This is a genomic window from Pseudomonas brassicacearum, assembly GCF_918698105.1.
Taxonomy (GTDB): domain Bacteria; phylum Pseudomonadota; class Gammaproteobacteria; order Pseudomonadales; family Pseudomonadaceae; genus Aquipseudomonas; species Aquipseudomonas brassicacearum_F.
Window position 1 is genome coordinate 1 of record NZ_CAKKMI010000036.1, and the last position, 19505, is coordinate 19505.

Genomic DNA, 19505 nt, shown 5'->3' on the forward strand with positions numbered 1-19505 from the left:
GTTGCGCAGCGACCGCAAAATCTCGGGGCCGCTGCGCAGCCCAGCGGGAGCAAGCTCCCTCGCCACGGTCACCTCTCTAGCCATGACGATGTGCCTAACGGACGGCTGGTTTCGACCTTGTTGATAGCCACAAAGCGATGTAGGGAAATACCGCCGCTGAACGGCCAAAGCTCCTACATGAAGCTCGGAAAGCGGTGTCTTGTGGCACTTGAGCGGGGCGGCCTATAGTTCCTCGTCGCCCCAATGGCGACTCGGGTTTGGCGACCCGGCAACGAGGTAGCTCCTTTCAACTGAATGAGGTCCTACCGATGAACCGATACATGCCCATCACCGGCATCGACTGCACCCCCGCTACCCTGCTGATCGACACCGAAGCCCCGCTTGATGTCCTCTTCGAAACCGCTGACTACCGCATCCGCACCGTGACTCAACTGCTGGAAAATATCGCGTTCAAGGAAAAAAGGGGACAGATTTATTTAACACTAAAGCATGGGTATCGCTCTCCGCGCCTTAAATAAATCCGCCCCCTTTTTTATTAACAAATCGGCCCTCTGCGTTTCACAAAATAAATCTGTCCCGAATGGCACTTACTTAACGGCTAACTAGCTGATACGGCTGCAAAAAATGAAAAAAGGCTGGCCTTGGTCTACGGTGATAGTTGCGAACACACACCGATCAAGCAAGGACACAGCCCGAGTGAATCGTAGACGCCAAATCGTCCGACATCAACAGCACCGTATGCGCCAGCACGCCACGAACAGCAATGCCCATGCTTTCTTCAAGCTGCTCACCGATCCAGAGCTATTGCGGGGTATCGAGTCGTCGATACCCAAGCATCGCCAGCGATTATTCCCCCCGACCGAAACACTGTCCCTGTTTTTGTCCCAGGCGATGAGCGCCGATCGCTCCTGTCAGAATGCCGTGAATGATTTTTCTATCAAACGCTCCTGCGAGGGTTTGAAACCCAACAGTATTCATACCGGTGCTTACTGCAAAGCCAGAGCGCGGTTGCCGGTGGAGATGGTTCCAACCTTGTTGCGCTCCACGGGGTCATCGATGAGCAACCGGGCTCCGTCATCATGGCGTTGGAGGGGGCGACCTGTGCGTCTCGTGGATGGCACTACGGTCACCCTGCCGGATACGCCGGCCAACCAAGAGGCCTATCCGCAATCTCGTGGGCAGAAAGCCGGACTGGGCTTTCCCATCTGCCGGTTGGTGGGAATTGTTTGCCTCGCCAGCGGTGCTGTTTTGGATGCCTCGTTGGGACGTTTTCGCGGTAAAGGAGGTGATGAGCAGACGCTGCTCAGGACCATGCTCGATACCTTGGAACGAGGTGACGTTGTGCTGGGCGATGCCTACTACGCAACCTACTTTTTGTTGTGTGAATTGCAACATCGAGGCGTGGACGGGGTGTTCGAACAATACGGCGCTCGACGGCGTAGCACGGACTTTCAATTGGGAAAGTCCTTGGGGTCGGAAGATCATTTGGTTGAGTTGAAAAAGCCCAAGGCAAAGCCGTCCTGGATGAGCCAGGCCTATTACGACGAGGCACCTGAAACGCTGACAGTACGTGAGTTGAAGGCCGGAGGGAAAATCCTGGTCACTACTTTGAATTGTCCACAGCAGGTGCCCAAAGCTGCCCTCAAATCACTGTTCAAAGACCGATGGCATGTGGAGCTGGATCTGCGCAACCTCAAGACTACGCTGGGGCTTGAAGCACTGAGCTGCAAGACGCCGGGTATGGCCGTCAAGGAGTTGTGGATCTACTTGCCGGCGCACAACCTGATACGGATGCTCATGGTGCAATCAGCTCTGTTGGCCGACTGCCTGCCTCGTGAACTGAGCTTCAAACATAGCCTTCAGCTGTGCCTTGCGTTGAGGCAGTACGGGTTCAAGGGCAAGAAGATCAGATGCTGAATCTGCTTGAGCTGATTAGCCAGAAACGTGTCGGAAAGCGTCCCGGCAGGATAGAGCCGCGCGCCATAAAGCGAAGGCCCAAGCCTTACCCCATGCTGATGGAAACACGTCGATCAGCAAGGGCAGAGGTCAGGAAGAATGGACACCCGAAGAAGGTTAAGTAAGTGCCATTCAACTCGGCCCCCTTTTTGCTGGTATCGGGCATTTAAGCGTCAGTAATTAAATTTCGTTTTCACCTCACCCTCACGGCGATAGGATATTGCGAAAGAAAGCCATTCCTCACCTCGCGCCTTGCCCTCTGCCCTCAACTCCTTTATTAGCCTATATAGTTTGGCACTATTAAAATCGGTATCAGCATCGGTTACTTCAACACCATCTTTCTCAACAGTCAGCACCGACTCCATATACCCTTCACCCACCTCAACCTCATAACAGAAATAGTCATAACCAAAAACTATTCCAGATTCAATCAAAGAAAATATCTCCTTCACAATTTCTAAATCTTTAGTAACCATTACTCACCTCTGGAATTTTGTCAGCTTCATTTTCAAAGGATACCGTTCGACTTTTACCATCAATAGTATGGAAAAAAAGGGGACAGATTTATTTATCAACGTACAAACCAACAGGCCTGCTCACCTCATAAAATAAATCCGTCCCCTTTCGATCCTCTGTACCTGCAACAAAATTACTCCTGCCCTGCTTCAATATCTTCGACCCACACAGCTATCCGAGGTAGCGCCATTCCACACTTCGGGCAATTACAGCGAGGAAGCGATAATGCCTTATAAGCAACTCCCAACTCACCATCAACTCCGAAATATAAAGTTGGATCTGAGGGATTAGCAACTTCCCCAACCCAGTTACATTGATCGCAAGCCACCCTTTCAATGAGCACTCGCTGCCATCGTTCACCCATACGATATAAATGTAATGGCACCCAAGGTTTCAACGATTTAGTTAAATGTAGCCCCAAACAGAATTCACCGTCGCGCCCAGATACAAAATCAAGCATATTGCGCACAATAATTTCAAGATTGCCATTGAAAATAGTTCCATCTTTATATTTTCCTATTTTCAAGATCTCCTCCCATTCACTGACACTGGGAGCAATTACAAGCTGACCATCAACCACCAACTCTGTATATTCTTTCACATAGACCTCTTCAGAAATTTATTTTCCAGTTGGAGCTATTGGTTTCAGAAGATCAGAGCCATGCTTTAGCAAAAATTCGCTCTCTCCGGGACCTGACAAACTCTGCTCAATCAGCCACGAACGGGGTACATATCCACTATAAACCTCACCAGTGCCAGCAAAAAATTTGGCCATTTCAGGGTTAGTCGTAACCGAGATAAGAGTTCTCTCCAGATTAAACGACGCTGGCAGTTCCAGCCCAAAAGCACCGTGAGGGAAAAAGGGGACGGATTTATTTAATAACTGAGCAAGCAAATAAATCCGCCCCCTTTCTCCCACATGAATTACTACTCCTTAGGTATATAGATACAGAATTAGCAACGAAGACAAACGAAATATTATGGAGGACCACATCCTCATATAAACGCATCTCAAATCTTAAGTCAGAAACTGAAACGGTCCTCAAATACTGTCTGCCCCCCTATTCTGACGACACATTGCCGTGCCACCTCGACGGGTACTACCTTGCCTAAAACCGGCATCATGGCCTTGTAGAACACCTTGTCACAGGCTTCATCTTTACTAAACGGTTGGGCTCTGCCCTCAGCGTCCGCAGTAATGTGGCAGCCCGCTACTAAATCAGCTGGCAGGTCTTTAAAGGCGACAGGCTTTTGAGTAGTGCCCGCCTGCGCCTCGATCATTTCATTGCAACCACCGGTTACGGCCCCTTCCTTAACGGTTTTTACAAAAGCAACGCGCTCGTAATCGGTACCGCTGAAAACAGTCTGATCGTTGACGCTAACGCGATACTGCGAAGGCTGGAGCATGATGGATTTGATGCAAAACTGTGTTGTGACCGGCTGATTATTCACCGAGGCCGTTGCCGACTTGCAACCCGGGACTGCGTTGGCGAAGCCACCGTTTTGCGCGCTACCTACGACAGGAATACGCTCCTGAGGCTGCGTAATGTCATAGGTATGCAGTTCACAGCCTCCACCAACAAACTGGAGTTCCGCCAGATAAACCTTGCCTTTCTCCGGCGTGAAAATGGTGCTGATCGGACCGCAACGATAACCGCGGTTGATACTTTCGCCAGTGGCGTAACCCGATACCTCAAATGGCTGATCGGGATCAGCTTGCACTTCCAACTGAGGGAAATGCTTCAAGGTCGCGCTGTGGGCCGTTTCGTTGAGCTTGGCAATCCAGCCGAACACTTTGCCGCGACCGGAATCCACCACTGTCCCCTGCACATCCATACGCCGGTCTGGGTCCGTCGCTCGCCTGATTGCAAATTCCACAGGGACGACATTGCCCGTCGCTTTCATGATCACCTTGGCGTGCTGGGAGTCTACGGTCACTTTGTTTTGGTGCAGTTGGATGCCGTCGTTGAGCACGGTGGGGGAAGAGTCTCTGACGTTGGATTTACAGCCTGGCAACGTCAGGATCAGGCTCAACATTAGTAGTGATGCTTTCTTCATGAGTAACTCCAAGTACATCCTAAAAAATTATAGATCTGGAGAAAAGTGGACAGTTTTTTTAAAACCGAGAGAGTTCAATAAACTCGCCCCTCAGCATCTTATAAAATAAAACCGTCCCCTTTTTCCTCTTTTTCCTTTTTCTCTCACATCCCCCGCCCGGAGATAAAAGACTTTACGTAGTCCCAACGAGTAACAACCCAGTACAATGCAAATATCCATGACAGAGGGAACCCGAGCCAAATAAAAACCCAGTTTGAATCAGTCTGAAACAACAGTGAAATTAACACTGCAACTATCATCGCAAGAAAAGTACTCACCCCCCCACGCGATAGCCAACAATGAAAAAGCCAGCACCACCACACTAATAAATCTGTTTCCTCTCATTGGAACGCAGCACAATTAAAGTAACAATTGAAAAAATGGACAGATTTATTTATCAACGTACAAACCAACAGGCCTGCTCACCTCACAAAATAAATCTGTCCCCTTTCGACCGTAACCACGACAACGCTGTTGTTCGAATGCAGGTCTATGCCACAGAATTTCATCACGGCCTCCTCAGCAAAAGTCTAAGTTCGCACCTTGAATTTTGCGCCACCTCCGTGAGGTGGGGAGGCCGGCCAGATGATTCTCAGATTTATTTATCTTTTGGTCCCCTTTTTTGTGCTTTTTTGTTCTTTTTTGTTAATCCTATTTAGGGTTAGCAACCAAATACCCCCCCCTTTTTGCTCGATCAATAGCTACTCAACTATATAGGTAGTGAATTTATTTGGCTCTTCCTCTAAGTGCAACCGTCTACACTTCGGGCACCGATACACTGTAATGGCCTTTTCATCAATAGCCTCATATAACTGATCAGATGACAGCTTACCCTCACTATCTAGTCTGTCCCCCAGACCCTCTATCGTTGACTCAGGAATTAGAGTCAACTCATAACCTGACCATCCTTGCGAAAGGTTCATAACGTAGCCACAGGCACACGTGTACTTCGACATAATTAATCTCCTCCAGCAGGTCGATCAAACCGGACCAATGATCCATCAGGCTTCTGGAAAAATATAGTTTTTATACTCTGAGCGTTAGCCTTTCCCCACATACGAGCAGCAATGGACGACATGTCAGTGCTTGGCAGGTCCGCCTGCACAAAAACCCCGCCGGCTTGATTCGACTTCTTCTCTATCGCTCGAACTATCTTTGTCGGATCAAGATTCTGCGGCGTATACACATCAATGGAACCGAGTCCATCAACATGCAAGTCTGCAGTTCGCTGTCCTTGAATACCTTTAGCTGACGCTGTGGTTTGGTGCGTAACATCGTACCCAAGACCAGATAATCCTTGTCCTGCGCGTGTTTCGTTTGCGTCAGGTATTGCACCGGGCTCAATCTTAATCTTCCCTGCTGTCGCAGTCGCTTTTAGACCGCCCTCTTCCACCCATCCCTTCGGCGGACTCTCCCCAAACTTCTTATCCCAATCAGGATCTCCCCGACCAATCTCCAGCCCATCAGCACCCTTCGTTATACCATCCGAAGGCCCCTTACCTACAATCCCGACGACCTTACCTGTCGCAGCACCTGCAGCGTTTGTAACCGTCCCCAAGGCGATATTCAGCAGCGTCGTTGCGCCACGAACGTACACATCTCCAGACTGTTTATCCCGGCCCTGCTCGTGGCGAATCTTGAAAAGATTATCGCTAATCTCCAGATCAGACTTAGCTTTGTCACTGAGTTCACTTGCAATCGATTTCGATATTGAATCTTTTGCCGCAGCGATTTTGTCGCCAAACAGCTTGTCGACCACCACGTTCCCGGCGAGACCGACCGCCATTTTGGCGGGTCCCATGACTGCCTGAATCCCCAAGCCCAAGAGCTGAGCTTGTTCTACTGGAAGACCGTCCAAGTACGTCTGCAATCGCGCAGTTTCTTGCAGCAGCTTTCTGCCCGGCGTGTCCACCCGCACGTCTTCGACCTTCCTCCACTTCAAGGTGCCATCGGTATCCGTATACCAAGCAAGAGTACGTGGCTTTTTCTCCGAATCATTTGAGATACAGCCCCCCTTGGCATCGCAGCTTTCCTGCAGCTTGGCAAATTCTGCAAATCTCTTCGCGAAGCTTTGGATAGCGGCTACATCCTCAGGCTTCAGATCCTTGATATCCCCAGCATCCTTACCATTGCGAACAAGGTTCTTCGCAATACTCAGCGCAACCTCATCCCCCAACGCAGCCCTCGCGGAAGCAGGCACCTCATCAATTGAAACCCGCTGCGCCTGGATGTTGGTCCAGATCTGCTTGGTGGCCTGTACCGGCCCACTAACCAGCTTGAGTGCGTCCTCATACGCTTTCAGGCTGCTGTCGGGGTAGCTTTTGATGCTGCTCTTCCAAGCCTGCACCGTCCCAGAGGGATCCATCACCGCGTCCACCGAAGACTTGGTGACGTACAAGTCGGTCCGAGATTCATCATCCTTGGTGATTTCGTAGGCCTTGCTCACATCCCGATTGAGCCCAGCCGTCGAATCAGCCCCGGTTTTAGAGTCATTGCGCACCACGACTTCGCCGGCCCCAACGGTGGCGCGGACGGTCTGCTGACGATCCTTCTCATACTCCCAACCGCTGATGCTCCAGCCGTTTTTATCTTTCTCGCCTTTACCAACCTGACTGCTGTCTTGAGCGCCGCCGCCACCTTGGGAGTAGCTGCCACCCACGTTCAGGTAATAGCCATGTTCCTTGTCCTTACCGGCGATATCACTGAAGCCCAGGGTTCCAGTGTCCAGCTTGAGGTTGCCGTTATCGGCAGCGATCAAGGCACCGTCCAGCTGGGTGTGATCCTCGGTGCGGATATCGACCTTGTTTTTGCCGGTTATTTTGGTCTGCTGCTCGACCCAATGGGTCTCACCGGTTGTCTGTCCATACCCCACAGAGCCACTGACGCCGGCCCCTGGACCAAAGGTTGCTGTGACGCTGAGGTCGAACTCCTTGCCTTTGACTTCGCCTGTGTCAGGCACCGAGGAGACGTTCAGGTCACCGCCGACACGGCCAACGACCTCATCGCCGCGCAGGGTGGCACCGCTGATGTTGGTGTCTTTGCCACTGCTGAAGCCCAGACGGTTGCCCGCGTAGAGGTAGGCTTCTTGCTGTCGGTTACCTTCCCGATCAAGATTGCCCTTGCCGATGTTCACGCTGACGTAGACGCCTACGCCTTGAGAGCCGAACGTCAGGCCCGCCTCGCCACCACCGTTGTGTCGATTGCTCTCACTGTCGCTGGCATTCTGCGCCGACCTGATGTTCAGCTCATTACCAGCATCGAGCGCAATATCTCGCCCAGCCTTGACCTGAGTGCCTACCAGGTTGATGTCGTGGCGGGCGTCCACGTTGACATCCCTTCCAGCGGCAACCTGAGTGGCCGTCGAACTGCCGTGAACGCCATCCTCGGTGGCAACACCGTAGCTGCCGCCGGCGCCTAGCTTGAAGCCACCACTGGTGCCGCCATGAATCCCACTCCAGCTTTGGCGATCAGTGCTTTCCTGGCTGACACTGCCCTTCGCCACATCCAGCGTGACGTCGCGACCTTTGACGTTGATATCCCGCCCGGCCTTTAGCTGACCGCCTTTGACCGTGACGTCGTTGCCGGCATTGAGATTCAGGTCGTTGCCCGCATCGAACGTCGACGCGCGATTGGTCTGCTCAATGACCTGCTGGTTACTGGTTTGCGTGCTGTTGCCGAATTTGACGTCGACGGTCGGTCCATTGACGAATTGGGCGACGGCATCGACGCCTTTTAGGGTGCTGGACGTCTTACTAACGCCGTTCTCCCCTTTCCCGGCGCCACTGACCGCATCCTTGGTGTTGCCGTAGTTATGATTGAACGAAATGCCAAGCCCATTACGACTGGCTTCGCGCTCCTGCTCGGTCAGTTGGGTTTCACGCGCGGCATCAATGTTGATATTGCGTCCAGCCGTGAAGCCTATGTCACGGCTGGCACGCAGATCGGAACCCGTCTGGTTGACATCGCGCTGAGCGTTGATGGCAATATCTTGCCCCGCACTGATCTGGCTGGCGGCCGCGGTTTGCTGTTCCAGGCGGTTCTTGTTTTTGAGGCTGTCGGCACCTGCAAAGAAATTGATGCCATTAGCATCCGAAGAAACACCAATCCCAGCCTGCTTGTTCTTCTCCCAATCCCGCTCGGATCGGCTGTTCTGCGCCGCCAGAACATTCACATCACGCCCGGCATTCAGACTGACATTACGCCCAGCCTCAATTCCGCTGCCCACCAGGTTGATATCGCGCTCTGCCTGCAAAGTCGCATCGCGTTCCGCCGTCACCTGACTGCCCACGCTGGTGCTGCTTTGCGCGATCCGGCCCGACTCTTTCGCCGAGGAGAACGACAGGAAACCACCCGAGACCGAGAGCCCGGTTTTCTTCTTGTATTGCTCGCTATGGTTGTAAGCGGTGTCATTGGCCGCGACGAGGTTGATGTCGCCGCTATCCTTGACCAACCCCGCACGCAGCTCCACGTCATTACCGGCAGTGGTTTCGCTGGCGCGCAAACGCAAGTCGTTGCCCGCGACCAGCACCACATCGTTGGCTGCTTCCAGCTCACTGGCCACTTGGGAGGCCGTGGTTTTCAACTCGCTTTTTCCGCTCTTGGACAAGCCGAGGAAACCCGATTTGGTTTTCTTGCTGTAGGAGCCGTGCTCTTCGATACCCGAGAGCACCGCCACATCACCGGTGGCCCCCACCACCAAATCATTGCCGGCGTTCAACTGGCTGCCGATCACCGTGACGTTGCGGCCGCCATCCAGCGTGACACCGCCACTGGCGGCCTGGCTGGTATTGACCGTCAGGTCTTGCCCCGCCTCCACCACCGACGCGACGTTGGTGCTGTCATAGCTTTCCCTTTGTTCGCTTTTGCTGCGGCCAAAGGAGCCTTTGCTTTTCTTCGAGTAGAACTCTGCGGTTTCGTCCGTTGCGGACAGCAGGCTGATGTCGCGCGTGGCATCGAGCGCAACGTCCTTGGCCCCTTTCAGCTGACTGGCGACGAGACTCAGGTCTTGCCCTGCCTTGGCGCTGAGGTCACCATCCGACTGGATAACCGAAGACTGCTGGCGCACCAGATCGCTGCTGCTTTTGACTTTTTTGCTCTGGGACGAGCGATGGCTTTCGTTGGCGGCAGACGTGATCGCGATATCGCGTCCGGCCGTCAGCGCCAGGGTGCTCTGGGCGATGACGTTGCTGGCAACGACCCGCAGATCCTGCCCGGCCGTCACTTTCATCTCCCGGCCCGCAGTAGCGCTGGAACCATTTTGGGTAATGGTTTGGTCCCGGTGCCTGCTCCCCATCGTGTTGCTGTCCACCTGCTCGGCGGAGGTGATGTTTACATCACGCACCGCCTGCAAGCCCATGTCATTACCGCTCTTGAGCACGCCCCCCTTGTTGGCGATATCCCGCCCTGCACCCATCGTCAGGTCATGACTCGCCTCAATCCGCGCCGCACTGTCGGCAAATTCGCGTTGCTCAGTCTTGTAGCCAGTGCTGCTGGCATGCCGAGTGATGGTTCGCTCATTGGTCAAATCACCGGCCACGGCAACAACACTGACATCCCGCCCAGCAATAACCCCGCCAGCCCGGTTGGTAAGATCCTTACTCGCCAACGCCTCAAGCCGGTTCCCCGCCTCCAGCAACCCGCTATTAACCAGGCTGTCGCCCGCCGTCGCCCTCAGGTTGCTGGACGCACGCAAGGTGCCCGCATTGTTCAGGTTCTTACCGGCGATCAGGCTCACATCGGAACCCTGAATCAACGCCCCATTCGCCGCGAGACGATTATTGGCCTGGGCCAGGTAAAGCACCGGCACCAATACCTGTTGATTATTCACCGTCCGAGTTTCCATCCAGACGATGTCATGGGTCAGGGCCGCAACCTGTTCGGCGGTCAGGCTGACGCCCAGGGACAGGGCAAGGGCGTCCTTGCTGGCGATGGCGTTGTTCATCAGGTACTTGAACATGCCGTCGTCGGAGTTCTGGCCGTCGAGGAAGCGTTGGCCGGTGCGGGCGATCACCGCCTGTTGGATCAGGCGTTGTTCGTAGAAGCCGTCGCCCAGGCGCTTGGCGGCGGTGTCCGGGTCGTAGCCCAGGTTTGTCAGCAGGTAATCGGAGCTCATGAACCGGCGCATGTCGGTCAGCGCCGGGTTGGTCTCGATCAGGTACTTTTGCGGGTTGGCCTGGAACGAGCGATCCGGCAGGCCACGCACTTGCGTCAGGCCCGTGCTCTGGGTCGGCGTGGTGGAGCCGTCGCCGCTCATGCGGAACAGGCCGTTTTGCCCGGTGGGCAAGTCAAAACCCGGCAAGGTCAGCGGATCGACTTGTTGCTGGGTCAGGCTCGGGGGTAGCTGCCGATTGACGCTGATGCGGGTCGAGAAGGCGTTGTCGGCCTGGGTGTCGGTGCGTGGGCCAGCGCCGACGTAGTGGTAGCCGCCACGCACGACGCCGCTGTTGACGTCGCCCTGGGTAGGAATGTCGATGGCGCCACCGGCCTGGATAATCGCGGCATAGGTCTGGTTATCGGTCGTACTGGTTTGGGTGCGAAACTCCAGAAACTCACTCTCGGTCATGCCAATGAAGCGGCTCATCGCTGCTTCAAGGCCACCCAGGTCGTTGGCGTTGTAACCCGGGCTCTGCAACCAATATTTGTTGGTGAAGTCATTCGCGGCGGCGCGCCAGCCACTCGGGTGGCGCGTGCGTTGGGACCTGAAGGTGCGCGAGGTTTCGGTCTCGCCGGTTTCGATGCCGATGTTGTTCAGGCTGACGAGGTTGGCGGTCAATGCACCGCCGACGCCGATGCTGCTGCTCCGGTTGGTCAGGGTGTCGCCCTGGATATTCAGGTTGCCGCCGGTGGTGATGCTGGAGGCGGCGCTGGCCGCGGTGACTTCGAACTTGTCGCGCTGGATGATCTGCCAGACGTGGTTTTGCTTGGGGCCATCGCAATCACCTGGGATACAGGCCACTTCCCTGATCGAGGCGGTGTAGATGCCTGCATCGTGGGTGGTCAAGACCTCGCGGACGTTGTCGATCGTGCTGGCCGCCAGGCGCATGTTGCCGTCGCTTTGCAGCGTGCCGGAACTGTTGAGGATGTGGCTGGCACGCGTGCCGAGGCCATCGCGATCAATGCTCAGGTCACCCAGGCTGTAGATATCGGCATAGCGGTTGGTCAGGCTGTTTACGCGCAGGCTGGTATTGCCGCCGCTGAAGATCAATCCGTGTTCGTTGAGCAGATCGCCGGTCGTTACACCCAGCGCCCCGGCGCTGCCCAGCGCGCCGTAGTTGTTGAGCGTGGCAGCCGTGACGCTCAGGTCCGCCGCCGAGGTCAGGCGACCGTAGCTGTTGAGGACGCCATCGACCACGACGGTTGTGTTGCCACCGCCTGCGATGCTGCCGTTTTGCTCCAGATTGATCAGCGCGGCCTTGAGGCCCAAGGTGCCGAGACTGCTCAAGCGACCGTTGCCTGTATAGGCGCCGGTCAATTGCAGGTCGATGGCACCATCACTGCCGATCAAGCCGTCAACGCGCCAGTTGCTGCCACGGCCCACCAGGCTGTCGGTACTGAGTAGCTGGCCGGTGGCGGTCTGGGTCAACTGGTCGACATCCACGACCAGGTGCCCGGCCTGGATCGCCGTGCTGTTGGTCCAGCGATCAGCCGTCACCGTCAGGTTGCCGTAGGTCACCAGCTGTCCGCCGGCCTGCCCCAGGTTGGCCTGGCTGATGCCGAACACGCCCAGGCCGGTGTGCAACAGCTTGCCACCCACGTTCTGGAGGCTGTCGGTGTCCAGGCCGACATTTTGGCTGGCGGTTTCCAGGGTGCCGTCGTTGTTATCGAACAGGCCACCGATGTTGAACACCGTGGTGCTGTTCTGGCCCAGGGTGCGCAGTTGGCCTTTCTGGTTGCTCAGGCTGGCGGCCAGAATATCCAGGCTGTCCTGGCTTTCGATGATGCCGGCGTTGTTGTTCAGTGCCCCGGAAAGATCAAAGTCGATGCGACTGGCGCTGACCTGCCCGCCGCCGCTGTTGTCCATGTCCCGGCCAATGACCTGGACCTTGCCCGTGGCGTATATCCCGCCGTTGCGATTGTTGATATCCGCAGCCGCGTTGGTGATCACGACATCGCCGGCTTGTGCAGCGATGCGTCCGCCGTCGTTGAACAGCCCAGCCAAGGCTTTGATGCTGAGTCCTTGGGCCTGGATCGTGCCGCCCTGGTTATTCAGGTCGTAGCCATTTTTCAGCACGCCGGTAGTGCGAGCCTCCAGTGCGGCCTTGACGCTGGACAGCACGCCGCCACGGTTGTCCAGGTTGGTGGCGAAGACACTCAACTTGGCGTCCTGGGCGATGATGCTGCCACCCTGGTTATCGATATCGCCCGTTACATCCACGGTTACCAGGCCCTTGCCTTGCAGCGTGCCCTTGGCGTTGTCCAGGCTGGCGGCCTTGAGCTCGACGCCGGCACTGCGGCTGGCGATCAGGCCTTGGTCAGCGTTGTTGACCTTGCCGGTCGCCGTGACCAGCAGCTTGCCATTGGCGGCAACCGTGCCTTTGTTGCGGTTGTCCAGACTGTCGGTGCGCACGGTCACGCTGCCTTGGCTGGACAACTCGCCGCCCTGGTTGTTGATTGCGTCCGCGTTGGTGATGTCGAGGTTCTTGCCGGCCATGACCAGGCCGGTCAGGTTGTCCAGGCTGCCGAGGATCAGCGTCGCGCTGTTCAGGCTCGAGAGTTCACCTGAATTGTTTTCCAGATGACCCAGGTTGGCCGTCAGCAGGCCCTGGCTATTGATCAGGCCGCCCTGGCTGTTGAGGACTTGATCGGCGCTCAGGTGCAGTTCGGTGTTGCCCAGGATCCGGCCTTTATTGCGGTTATCCACAACGTTGCCGGTGACGGTGGTCTTGCGCTGCCCACTGAGCGTACCGCCCTGGTTGTTCAGCGCCGCTGCGGTCGTGACAGTCAGGTCGCGACTGGCGATGACGGTTTTGCCGCCGTTGCTCAGTTGCTTGGCAGTAAGGGTGACATCACCCGTGGTATTGCGGCTGTTATCGGCGTTGACCCCAGCTTCGATAATGCCGTTGTTGCTCAGCGTGCCGCCGCTGTCCAGGCGAATGCTGTCGCGCGCCACCAGGTTGTTCTGGCTGGTCAGGTCGCCGTGGGTCTTCACGTCCAGACGGCTACCGGCGTACACCTGCCCCTGGGCTTCCAGGCTTTTGGCCTTGATGTCGATGGCACCGGCGGCAGCCGTCTGCGCCAAACTCAAATGCCCATTGGCATCGAGCTGAATATCCCCCCCGCTGGCAACCATCTTGCCGTCCAGCTTCACGCCAACCCCGGCCTCGGTGCCCACCAGCTTGATCGCGCCGGCATACATACCACCCAATGCCGAGGAGTCGATGGCCAGCTCAGGTTTGGCACTGCCGTCATCGGCCCGGGCAGTGGCGTTCAGGGTATTGGCATTGACGTCATTGCGCCCGGCCACGATGGTCAGGTTCTTGGCCTGGATCTCGGCATTGATCTTGGCGCTGCGGGTGATGATTTCGAAGCGGTCGACGTTGTTCGCGTTCAGGCCCGCGCCTTCAATGGCAACGCTGCCTTTGTCCACCTGATAGCGGCCCACCTGGCCGTTTTCGATGATCGGCTTGCCGGTGGTCAGGGTCGCCTTGGGCGTGTTGATGAAACCGCAGCCATTGCAGCTGATGCCATAGGGGTTGGCGACGATGACATGGGCCGACTGCCCCGCCACTTCGGTGTAGCCACGCAGTTGGCTGGGGTTGCCGCCGTTGACTTCGTTGAGGATGACTTTCGCGGCCGTGCCCTTGAGGTTCGGGTTGCCGAGGATGATCCCGCCCAGTTGCGTGGCCTGGGCGGGGTTGGTGGCGTTGTTGAGGATCACGCCGTTGCTGCCGACGTTGTAGTCCTTGAACTGGTTGTGAGACAAGCCGCTGCCATTGGGCTTGGCGATGTTGACCACCGGCACGCCATTGCCGGCCTGGCCGAGGCTGGTGCCCGGCGCACTGACCACGATGCCGCCCGCCTGGGCCCACATCGGCTGCCAGAACATGACGTTGGCCAGTAGGAACGCCAGGCCGCGCTTGGGCATGCCCCAGAAGGCGTCGCGGGTTTGCAGGGCAGCAGAAGGCTGGCGGGCCAGGAAGGTGAAAGCGAGTGTTAGCGGAGAACGGCACAGCAGCGCCAGGCATAACCTCGCCCAATGGGCGGGTAAGAACATGTTCGATCCCTCGATATGCAAATGACAGCAAACTCGTGAGCGGACGAACAGCCAAAAACCGGCTTCCCTTCTAAAACACTCACGTTGCTGATGCGCAAACCACGCGCACACCAGACCCTGCCTATCGCTTTCGGTTCAAGGGAGCGGGACTTTTCCATGCAAAAAAGAGACGCGTCTCACAGGCCGTGTCGAAAAACACAACAAGAACGACGTCTCAGATCCCTCAGGAACAGGCCACGGCTCGAAGAAGCGCTGTCACTTCCTCTTGGACAAACGTGGCCTATCCCCTGTCAGTTTTCAGCGTTTATCTAGGGTCGATGACATCCAGGCCCCGGTTTGCCAATAGCTGACTCAGCTCGATCAACTGTTGGAGCCCCAGTGCAACATGCCGTCGAGAATCCTCCAGATCGAACGCCAGGTCGCTGGCCATGGCATTGGCGGAAGCCAGGGTTTCGCTGAGGTTGGCCAACAGGCTTTCCGCATCGACGCCCTCCACGACGGCGAACAACGGGTCCGGAGGCGGCTTCTTGTCAGGCTGGCCGGGTTTGGGGTTCAGATAGGAATCGATGACACGTTCGGCGTTGGCGTCGGCAGCGATGTCCAGATGCAGCGGTGGAACGGGTGGGTCGGGGATGAGTTTGTCCATGGAATGCTCCTAACGTAAGTAAGAGCCGCCACGTTCGCTGCTAAACGAGTGGGTGGCAGCCGTGCGCAGGTTAGCAGACCGGTACGTTAGGAAACCGGCGCACCCGAGGATGCCCTGCGCATAGCTGCCATAAGAATTCGAGCAATAAAAATGCCCGCATTGAAGGCAGTTGCCATGCGCCTAACGTGATTCCGAGCTGCTAAACCCGACCGCTAATTGGCAGCGGTGGACAAAGACTAGGCACCGAAATCAGCAGGCGCAAGGGACTGGAATTTTCTAGGAAATGTCCTGCAAGTCAATGGGGAATATTCGTTCCGTCGATTCCTACGACAAGCCCGTTTAACGATTCTCTAAAGGAACAAATTGCGTATAGTCCCGCCCGCCGCCCTTGCGGCAATCAGTTTTGGCAGCCCACAACCTCTGACGGAGCATGAGTTTTGTACAAGAAATTTACAGGGATTGTTTTTCTGCTATTGAGCGGCTGCTCACTGCATCCGTATACCAAGGACGAGCTGCTGAACACTGGCGTAACCAGCCCCGAATACTGCCTGACGCAAGAGCGGGCGGTGGTCGAAGAGCGGGTGCAAGGCTACCTGACCCACTGCTTTCACCCGCAAGTGACCGAGCTCACAACGGGTGGGAGACTCGTCAATACCATCCAATTGAAAGTCGACAGCAATGCCGAGAGAAGCGACATGGTGCTATGGGCGCCGACAATCTACGGCAGCCAGTTCTATATGAACGTGATCGTCTCGGAAAAGAACCCCGCCTGCAAAACCACCATGACTGCCGTGGCCTCAGGCTGGGGATTTGGACGAAATTTTCCGAAGATCCTGGAAAGCGCGAAGGGGGAAGACCCGTGGTGCCCGCTGTAACCACAAAAGAAGGGGATAGCAAAATAAAACTGCGCCATGGGCGAGCGATCAACAATCCGGCTTCTGTGGCGAGGGAGCTTGCTCCCGCTGGGCTGCGAAGCAGCCCTCGCTATTCATCGCCAACGGCTACGCCAACCGACAGAGAGCAAACGCCCTTTCCACGATAAAACTATTGGACCGCCTGCCCGGCTGATCCAGAAGGCGTCGTTGTGACCGCCGGCTCTATAACTTTCGCGGAACGCCCTGTCTCGACATCACGAACTTCGTAATACCACCATTTCATCGAAGAAACGCCATACAGCCCATAGGTACGGCCCCCGACCAAATCCACGGTCATTTCAATTGGACGTGAATATCCGGTTCCAATAGCGTACTTAACGGAAAGTTTATGCCTTCCTGCGCCAAGTCGATACTCGGTTTGGCGGGCTAGCCAATATAGCGACGTATCGTCATCGATCTTGTCTATCGATAAATGCTTGTCGAACTGCCGAATGGTCGCGACCTCGGCCCAGGGTTTTCCTTCTGCGCTTTTATGTTCGTAATGAATGCAGCCCGTCAGTGTGAAGCAGAACAAAATCATCGCCACAAAGCGTAAAACAATATCGTGTCGCATCTATGGCCCTCCAAGGCACGCTTTTATCTCGACTCAGAGAAAAGAAGGAGAGAAAAGGGACAGATCTATTTATAAACCGAGCAAAACCAACAAATCTGCCCCTCTGCGTTTCACAAAATAAATCTGTCCCCTTTGTGTCAAATAAATCTGTCCCCTTTTTGCTCTTTTCGTTTTATCGAAGGGACCAGTCATGTATTGATATAAACTTGATAACCTGTTCCGGCGCATCTTCCAAGGAAGCTCTGTAGTCTGTAACAAAACTGATCCCCGTCAATACTCCTCCATCTTTTTCAAGAAGAAAATCATCATCCGCATCATTAAACAATATACTAAACCCCCTTTCCAAGCTCCGAAGATCATCACCCACGCTGACACTATTAAATTTCCCAAGATACCCGTCGCCCACGGCAACTCTATAAAGCCTTCCGCTCGCTTCAAAGTATAGCGAGACCATCTCATTCATATATCGATAAGACAATAAAATTTCATCACCAAAACCGATCCTTCTCTCAACCCCGACCCAAGAGGTATTCTTAAGGAGAATATCACGCACAGGTACCTCCGGACCGTACCACTCAACCCTCCCAATTTTTTCGCTAACATCGGAGAACGACTCACCTAGAGAAAACCCTGCTGCTGCTACACCTGGAACAAGGTCAGAGTACAAATTAGGGAATAAATTTCTCATAGATCACTTCCACCCCTTCCACTCACCGCCCTCATATTTCAGACGATTTCCTTGGGTATCATAGTATTGTTGGTAGCGAGTAATAGTGACCGGGCTAAAATCAGGCGACGAACTAATCACTCGAATTTCTACATTTTTATTGCCAACCTTCTCAGTACTAACAAGCTTATAGTATGGGCTATCACCGTGGGTTCCACCGCCCGGATGAAACTCTACCTCTTTTATTTTCGAGTGTCCTTCAACATTAAAGACTTGTGCTTTACCTGAAGTACCAGCCAATGGTGCTTTCGGCGTAAGACTCGCTCCATCAAGCATTAGCGACTGCTTGATATCATCGATCGATTTACCCCACATGCTCGACGGCGATTCAGCAATATTTCGAAGCAGGAAAGGAAGCAGGAAAGGGGACAGATCTATTTATAAACCAAGAAAAGCAATGAGCCTGACCCTCTGCACCTCACAAAATAAATCTGTCCCCTTTTCATTGGAGTAGCAGTAAATGTTCATTGCTCCATTCCAAATGATCACTAATTGTTAAAAGACTTCCCCCATCTCTTTATCAATACCAATGACATCGACAGCACCAACTTGCTCAATTGACATATCCTTTTCCTGCATGTCCTGATACCTGAGAGACTTTTTAACTGGAGTAGATTGTAGAGAGTCCCTCAGCGCCATCCCATCATCCCCACCAGTCCCTCTTTGGCTCCAACCAAAAGGACTCAAAAAACGCTGACCAACTCAAACCTACTTTACCACTTATTAAACAATTGACTCTCTATTCAGCTCCATAAGATCAGGATTCGCACGCTCAAGCACATCCTCAAATTCACTCCAACCAATAGCCTTTACAAAATCCGCCTCTTCTTTGAGCAATGGAATCAACCATACCATCACAGTATGGGGTGAAGATTTTTTATACACCGAAAAAACTTCATCAAATACAACTGGAATTGAGGCATAAACTGAATTTACCGCTACACCCGGAATCAACGGAACACTTGGCCCTACAACATCTCCACGAAGCAATGCTTTATTGCAAGCCAAAATATAATCACAAAAAGAAAGCATAAAAGATGCAATCGCTTCAGCGGAAAACGTCTCATAGGTGGTAAAAACAAGTTCTTGCCTAATTGCACGCTGTTGGGGCATGGATAACAAAAAATCACTGAGACCAAGCGTGACATAGGTCACCACACCATCAAAGGGCTGATTTCTAACACGAACAACCTGCACTGGGTTGGAACCTTCTCTAAAACTCCAACCCTGCTCTAGTAGCCCAAGCGTATTCTCTATGTGTGAGATTAAAGTCATTACTCAGCAGGCCCCGCCCCACGCGAACGGTTACAGCCCGGACATTCGAGCCTCGTACCCTGATTGTATTCATCCAAAACTTCTGAGCGCGTCTTCCCGGGAAGGTCACGCTGATGCCAAGGGGGCTGATGGTCTACATCCCAGTCTCTGCGACCCTGGTCAGTGTAGAAGGGAGTGACCCGCCTCACTCATACCCTTCCATCTTCGTAGGCCTCAAACTCCCAAAAGCCTAATCTTGATACTTTTCTTGAAACCTCGTTCCAGTTCGCGCCTGAACAACTCAGCAAAAACTTCTCAATAGCGAGAACGTTTTTTTGATAATTGTACTCACGGACGACAAGGTGATGCACTCCTATAAGAACCTCATCCACTCCAAGATTTTTTTCAATCCACTTCGGAGTGCAAACCTCAATATCAAATGATTCCTCACCATCCTCACCTGCTGGGCCAATCATCGCTTGAAGGAGGAACCCAAAACAATCCGAGCATTCAGAATGGTAACTTTCGAGATTGTAAATATCGGGGCTATGGACCCGCTTTAATTCTGCGTTCATAGTTTAGTCCGTGATATCCAAGTTAGCGTTTGA

General features: G+C 54.4%; 13 protein-coding genes and 1 pseudogene. 3 read left to right on the forward strand and 11 right to left on the reverse strand.

The annotated features are described in order from the left end of the window. The first annotated feature begins 320 nt into the window (after positions 1 to 320). The gene (locus LQ215_RS15765) at positions 321 to 518 is read left to right on the forward strand and encodes a hypothetical protein (RefSeq protein ID WP_230151288.1); all 198 of its coding nucleotides are present in this window, start codon (positions 321 to 323) and stop codon (positions 516 to 518) included. Positions 519 to 696: 178 nt separating this feature from the next. Next, positions 697 to 2081: pseudogene (locus tag LQ215_RS15770) on the forward strand (IS4 family transposase). A gap of 48 nt (positions 2082 to 2129) precedes the next feature. Here LQ215_RS15770 and LQ215_RS15775 read toward each other — a convergent pair. From LQ215_RS15775 to LQ215_RS15795, 5 genes are all read right to left on the reverse strand, one after another. Beyond that, a complete protein-coding gene (locus LQ215_RS15775; RefSeq protein WP_053185568.1) occupies positions 2130 to 2432 on the reverse strand; it encodes an immunity protein YezG family protein in 303 nt (100 codons plus the stop codon). Between the two features lie 173 nt (positions 2433 to 2605). Beyond that, a complete protein-coding gene (locus tag LQ215_RS15780; RefSeq protein WP_230151221.1) occupies positions 2606 to 3073 on the reverse strand; it encodes a hypothetical protein in 468 nt (155 codons plus the stop codon). A 422-nt stretch (positions 3074 to 3495) separates the two neighbouring features. Then, a complete protein-coding gene (locus LQ215_RS15785) occupies positions 3496 to 4530 on the reverse strand; it encodes a hypothetical protein (RefSeq protein WP_230151224.1) in 1035 nt (344 codons plus the stop codon). Positions 4531 to 5527: 997 nt separating this feature from the next. After that, on the reverse strand, positions 5528 to 14653 hold the full coding sequence (locus LQ215_RS15790) for a hemagglutinin repeat-containing protein (RefSeq protein ID WP_230151284.1): 9126 nt from the start codon (positions 14651 to 14653) through the stop codon (positions 5528 to 5530). Positions 14654 to 15086: 433 nt separating this feature from the next. After that, complete coding sequence (locus tag LQ215_RS15795) at positions 15087 to 15428, reverse strand: DUF6124 family protein (protein ID WP_230151226.1); 342 nt, start codon at positions 15426 to 15428, stop codon at positions 15087 to 15089. A 437-nt stretch (positions 15429 to 15865) separates the two neighbouring features. Here LQ215_RS15795 and LQ215_RS15800 point away from each other — a divergent pair, with 437 nt between their 5' ends. Then, a complete protein-coding gene (locus tag LQ215_RS15800; protein ID WP_230151228.1) occupies positions 15866 to 16303 on the forward strand; it encodes a hypothetical protein in 438 nt (145 codons plus the stop codon). Between the two features lie 169 nt (positions 16304 to 16472). On the opposite strand, the gene LQ215_RS15805 is transcribed toward LQ215_RS15800, so the two are convergent. The 6 genes from LQ215_RS15805 to LQ215_RS15825 form a co-directional block, all read right to left on the reverse strand. Further along, the gene (locus tag LQ215_RS15805) at positions 16473 to 16916 is read right to left on the reverse strand and encodes a hypothetical protein (RefSeq protein WP_230151231.1); all 444 of its coding nucleotides are present in this window, start codon (positions 16914 to 16916) and stop codon (positions 16473 to 16475) included. Positions 16917 to 17088: 172 nt separating this feature from the next. After that, a complete protein-coding gene (locus LQ215_RS15810; RefSeq protein ID WP_230151233.1) occupies positions 17089 to 17604 on the reverse strand; it encodes a hypothetical protein in 516 nt (171 codons plus the stop codon). Between the two features lie 3 nt (positions 17605 to 17607). Continuing rightward, positions 17608 to 17958, reverse strand: coding sequence for a hypothetical protein (locus LQ215_RS15815; protein WP_230151234.1), 351 nt, complete (start codon positions 17956 to 17958; stop codon positions 17608 to 17610). A gap of 408 nt (positions 17959 to 18366) precedes the next feature. Continuing rightward, on the reverse strand, positions 18367 to 18918 hold the full coding sequence (locus tag LQ215_RS15820) for a suppressor of fused domain protein (RefSeq protein WP_230151235.1): 552 nt from the start codon (positions 18916 to 18918) through the stop codon (positions 18367 to 18369). Then, positions 18918 to 19106, reverse strand: coding sequence for a GH-E family nuclease (locus LQ215_RS29600; RefSeq protein WP_356641825.1), 189 nt, complete (start codon positions 19104 to 19106; stop codon positions 18918 to 18920). Before LQ215_RS29600 ends, LQ215_RS15820 begins: the two co-directional genes overlap by 1 nt. Then, on the reverse strand, positions 19107 to 19472 hold the full coding sequence (locus LQ215_RS15825; RefSeq protein ID WP_230151236.1) for an immunity 8 family protein: 366 nt from the start codon (positions 19470 to 19472) through the stop codon (positions 19107 to 19109). Between the last annotated feature and the right edge of the window lie 33 nt (positions 19473 to 19505).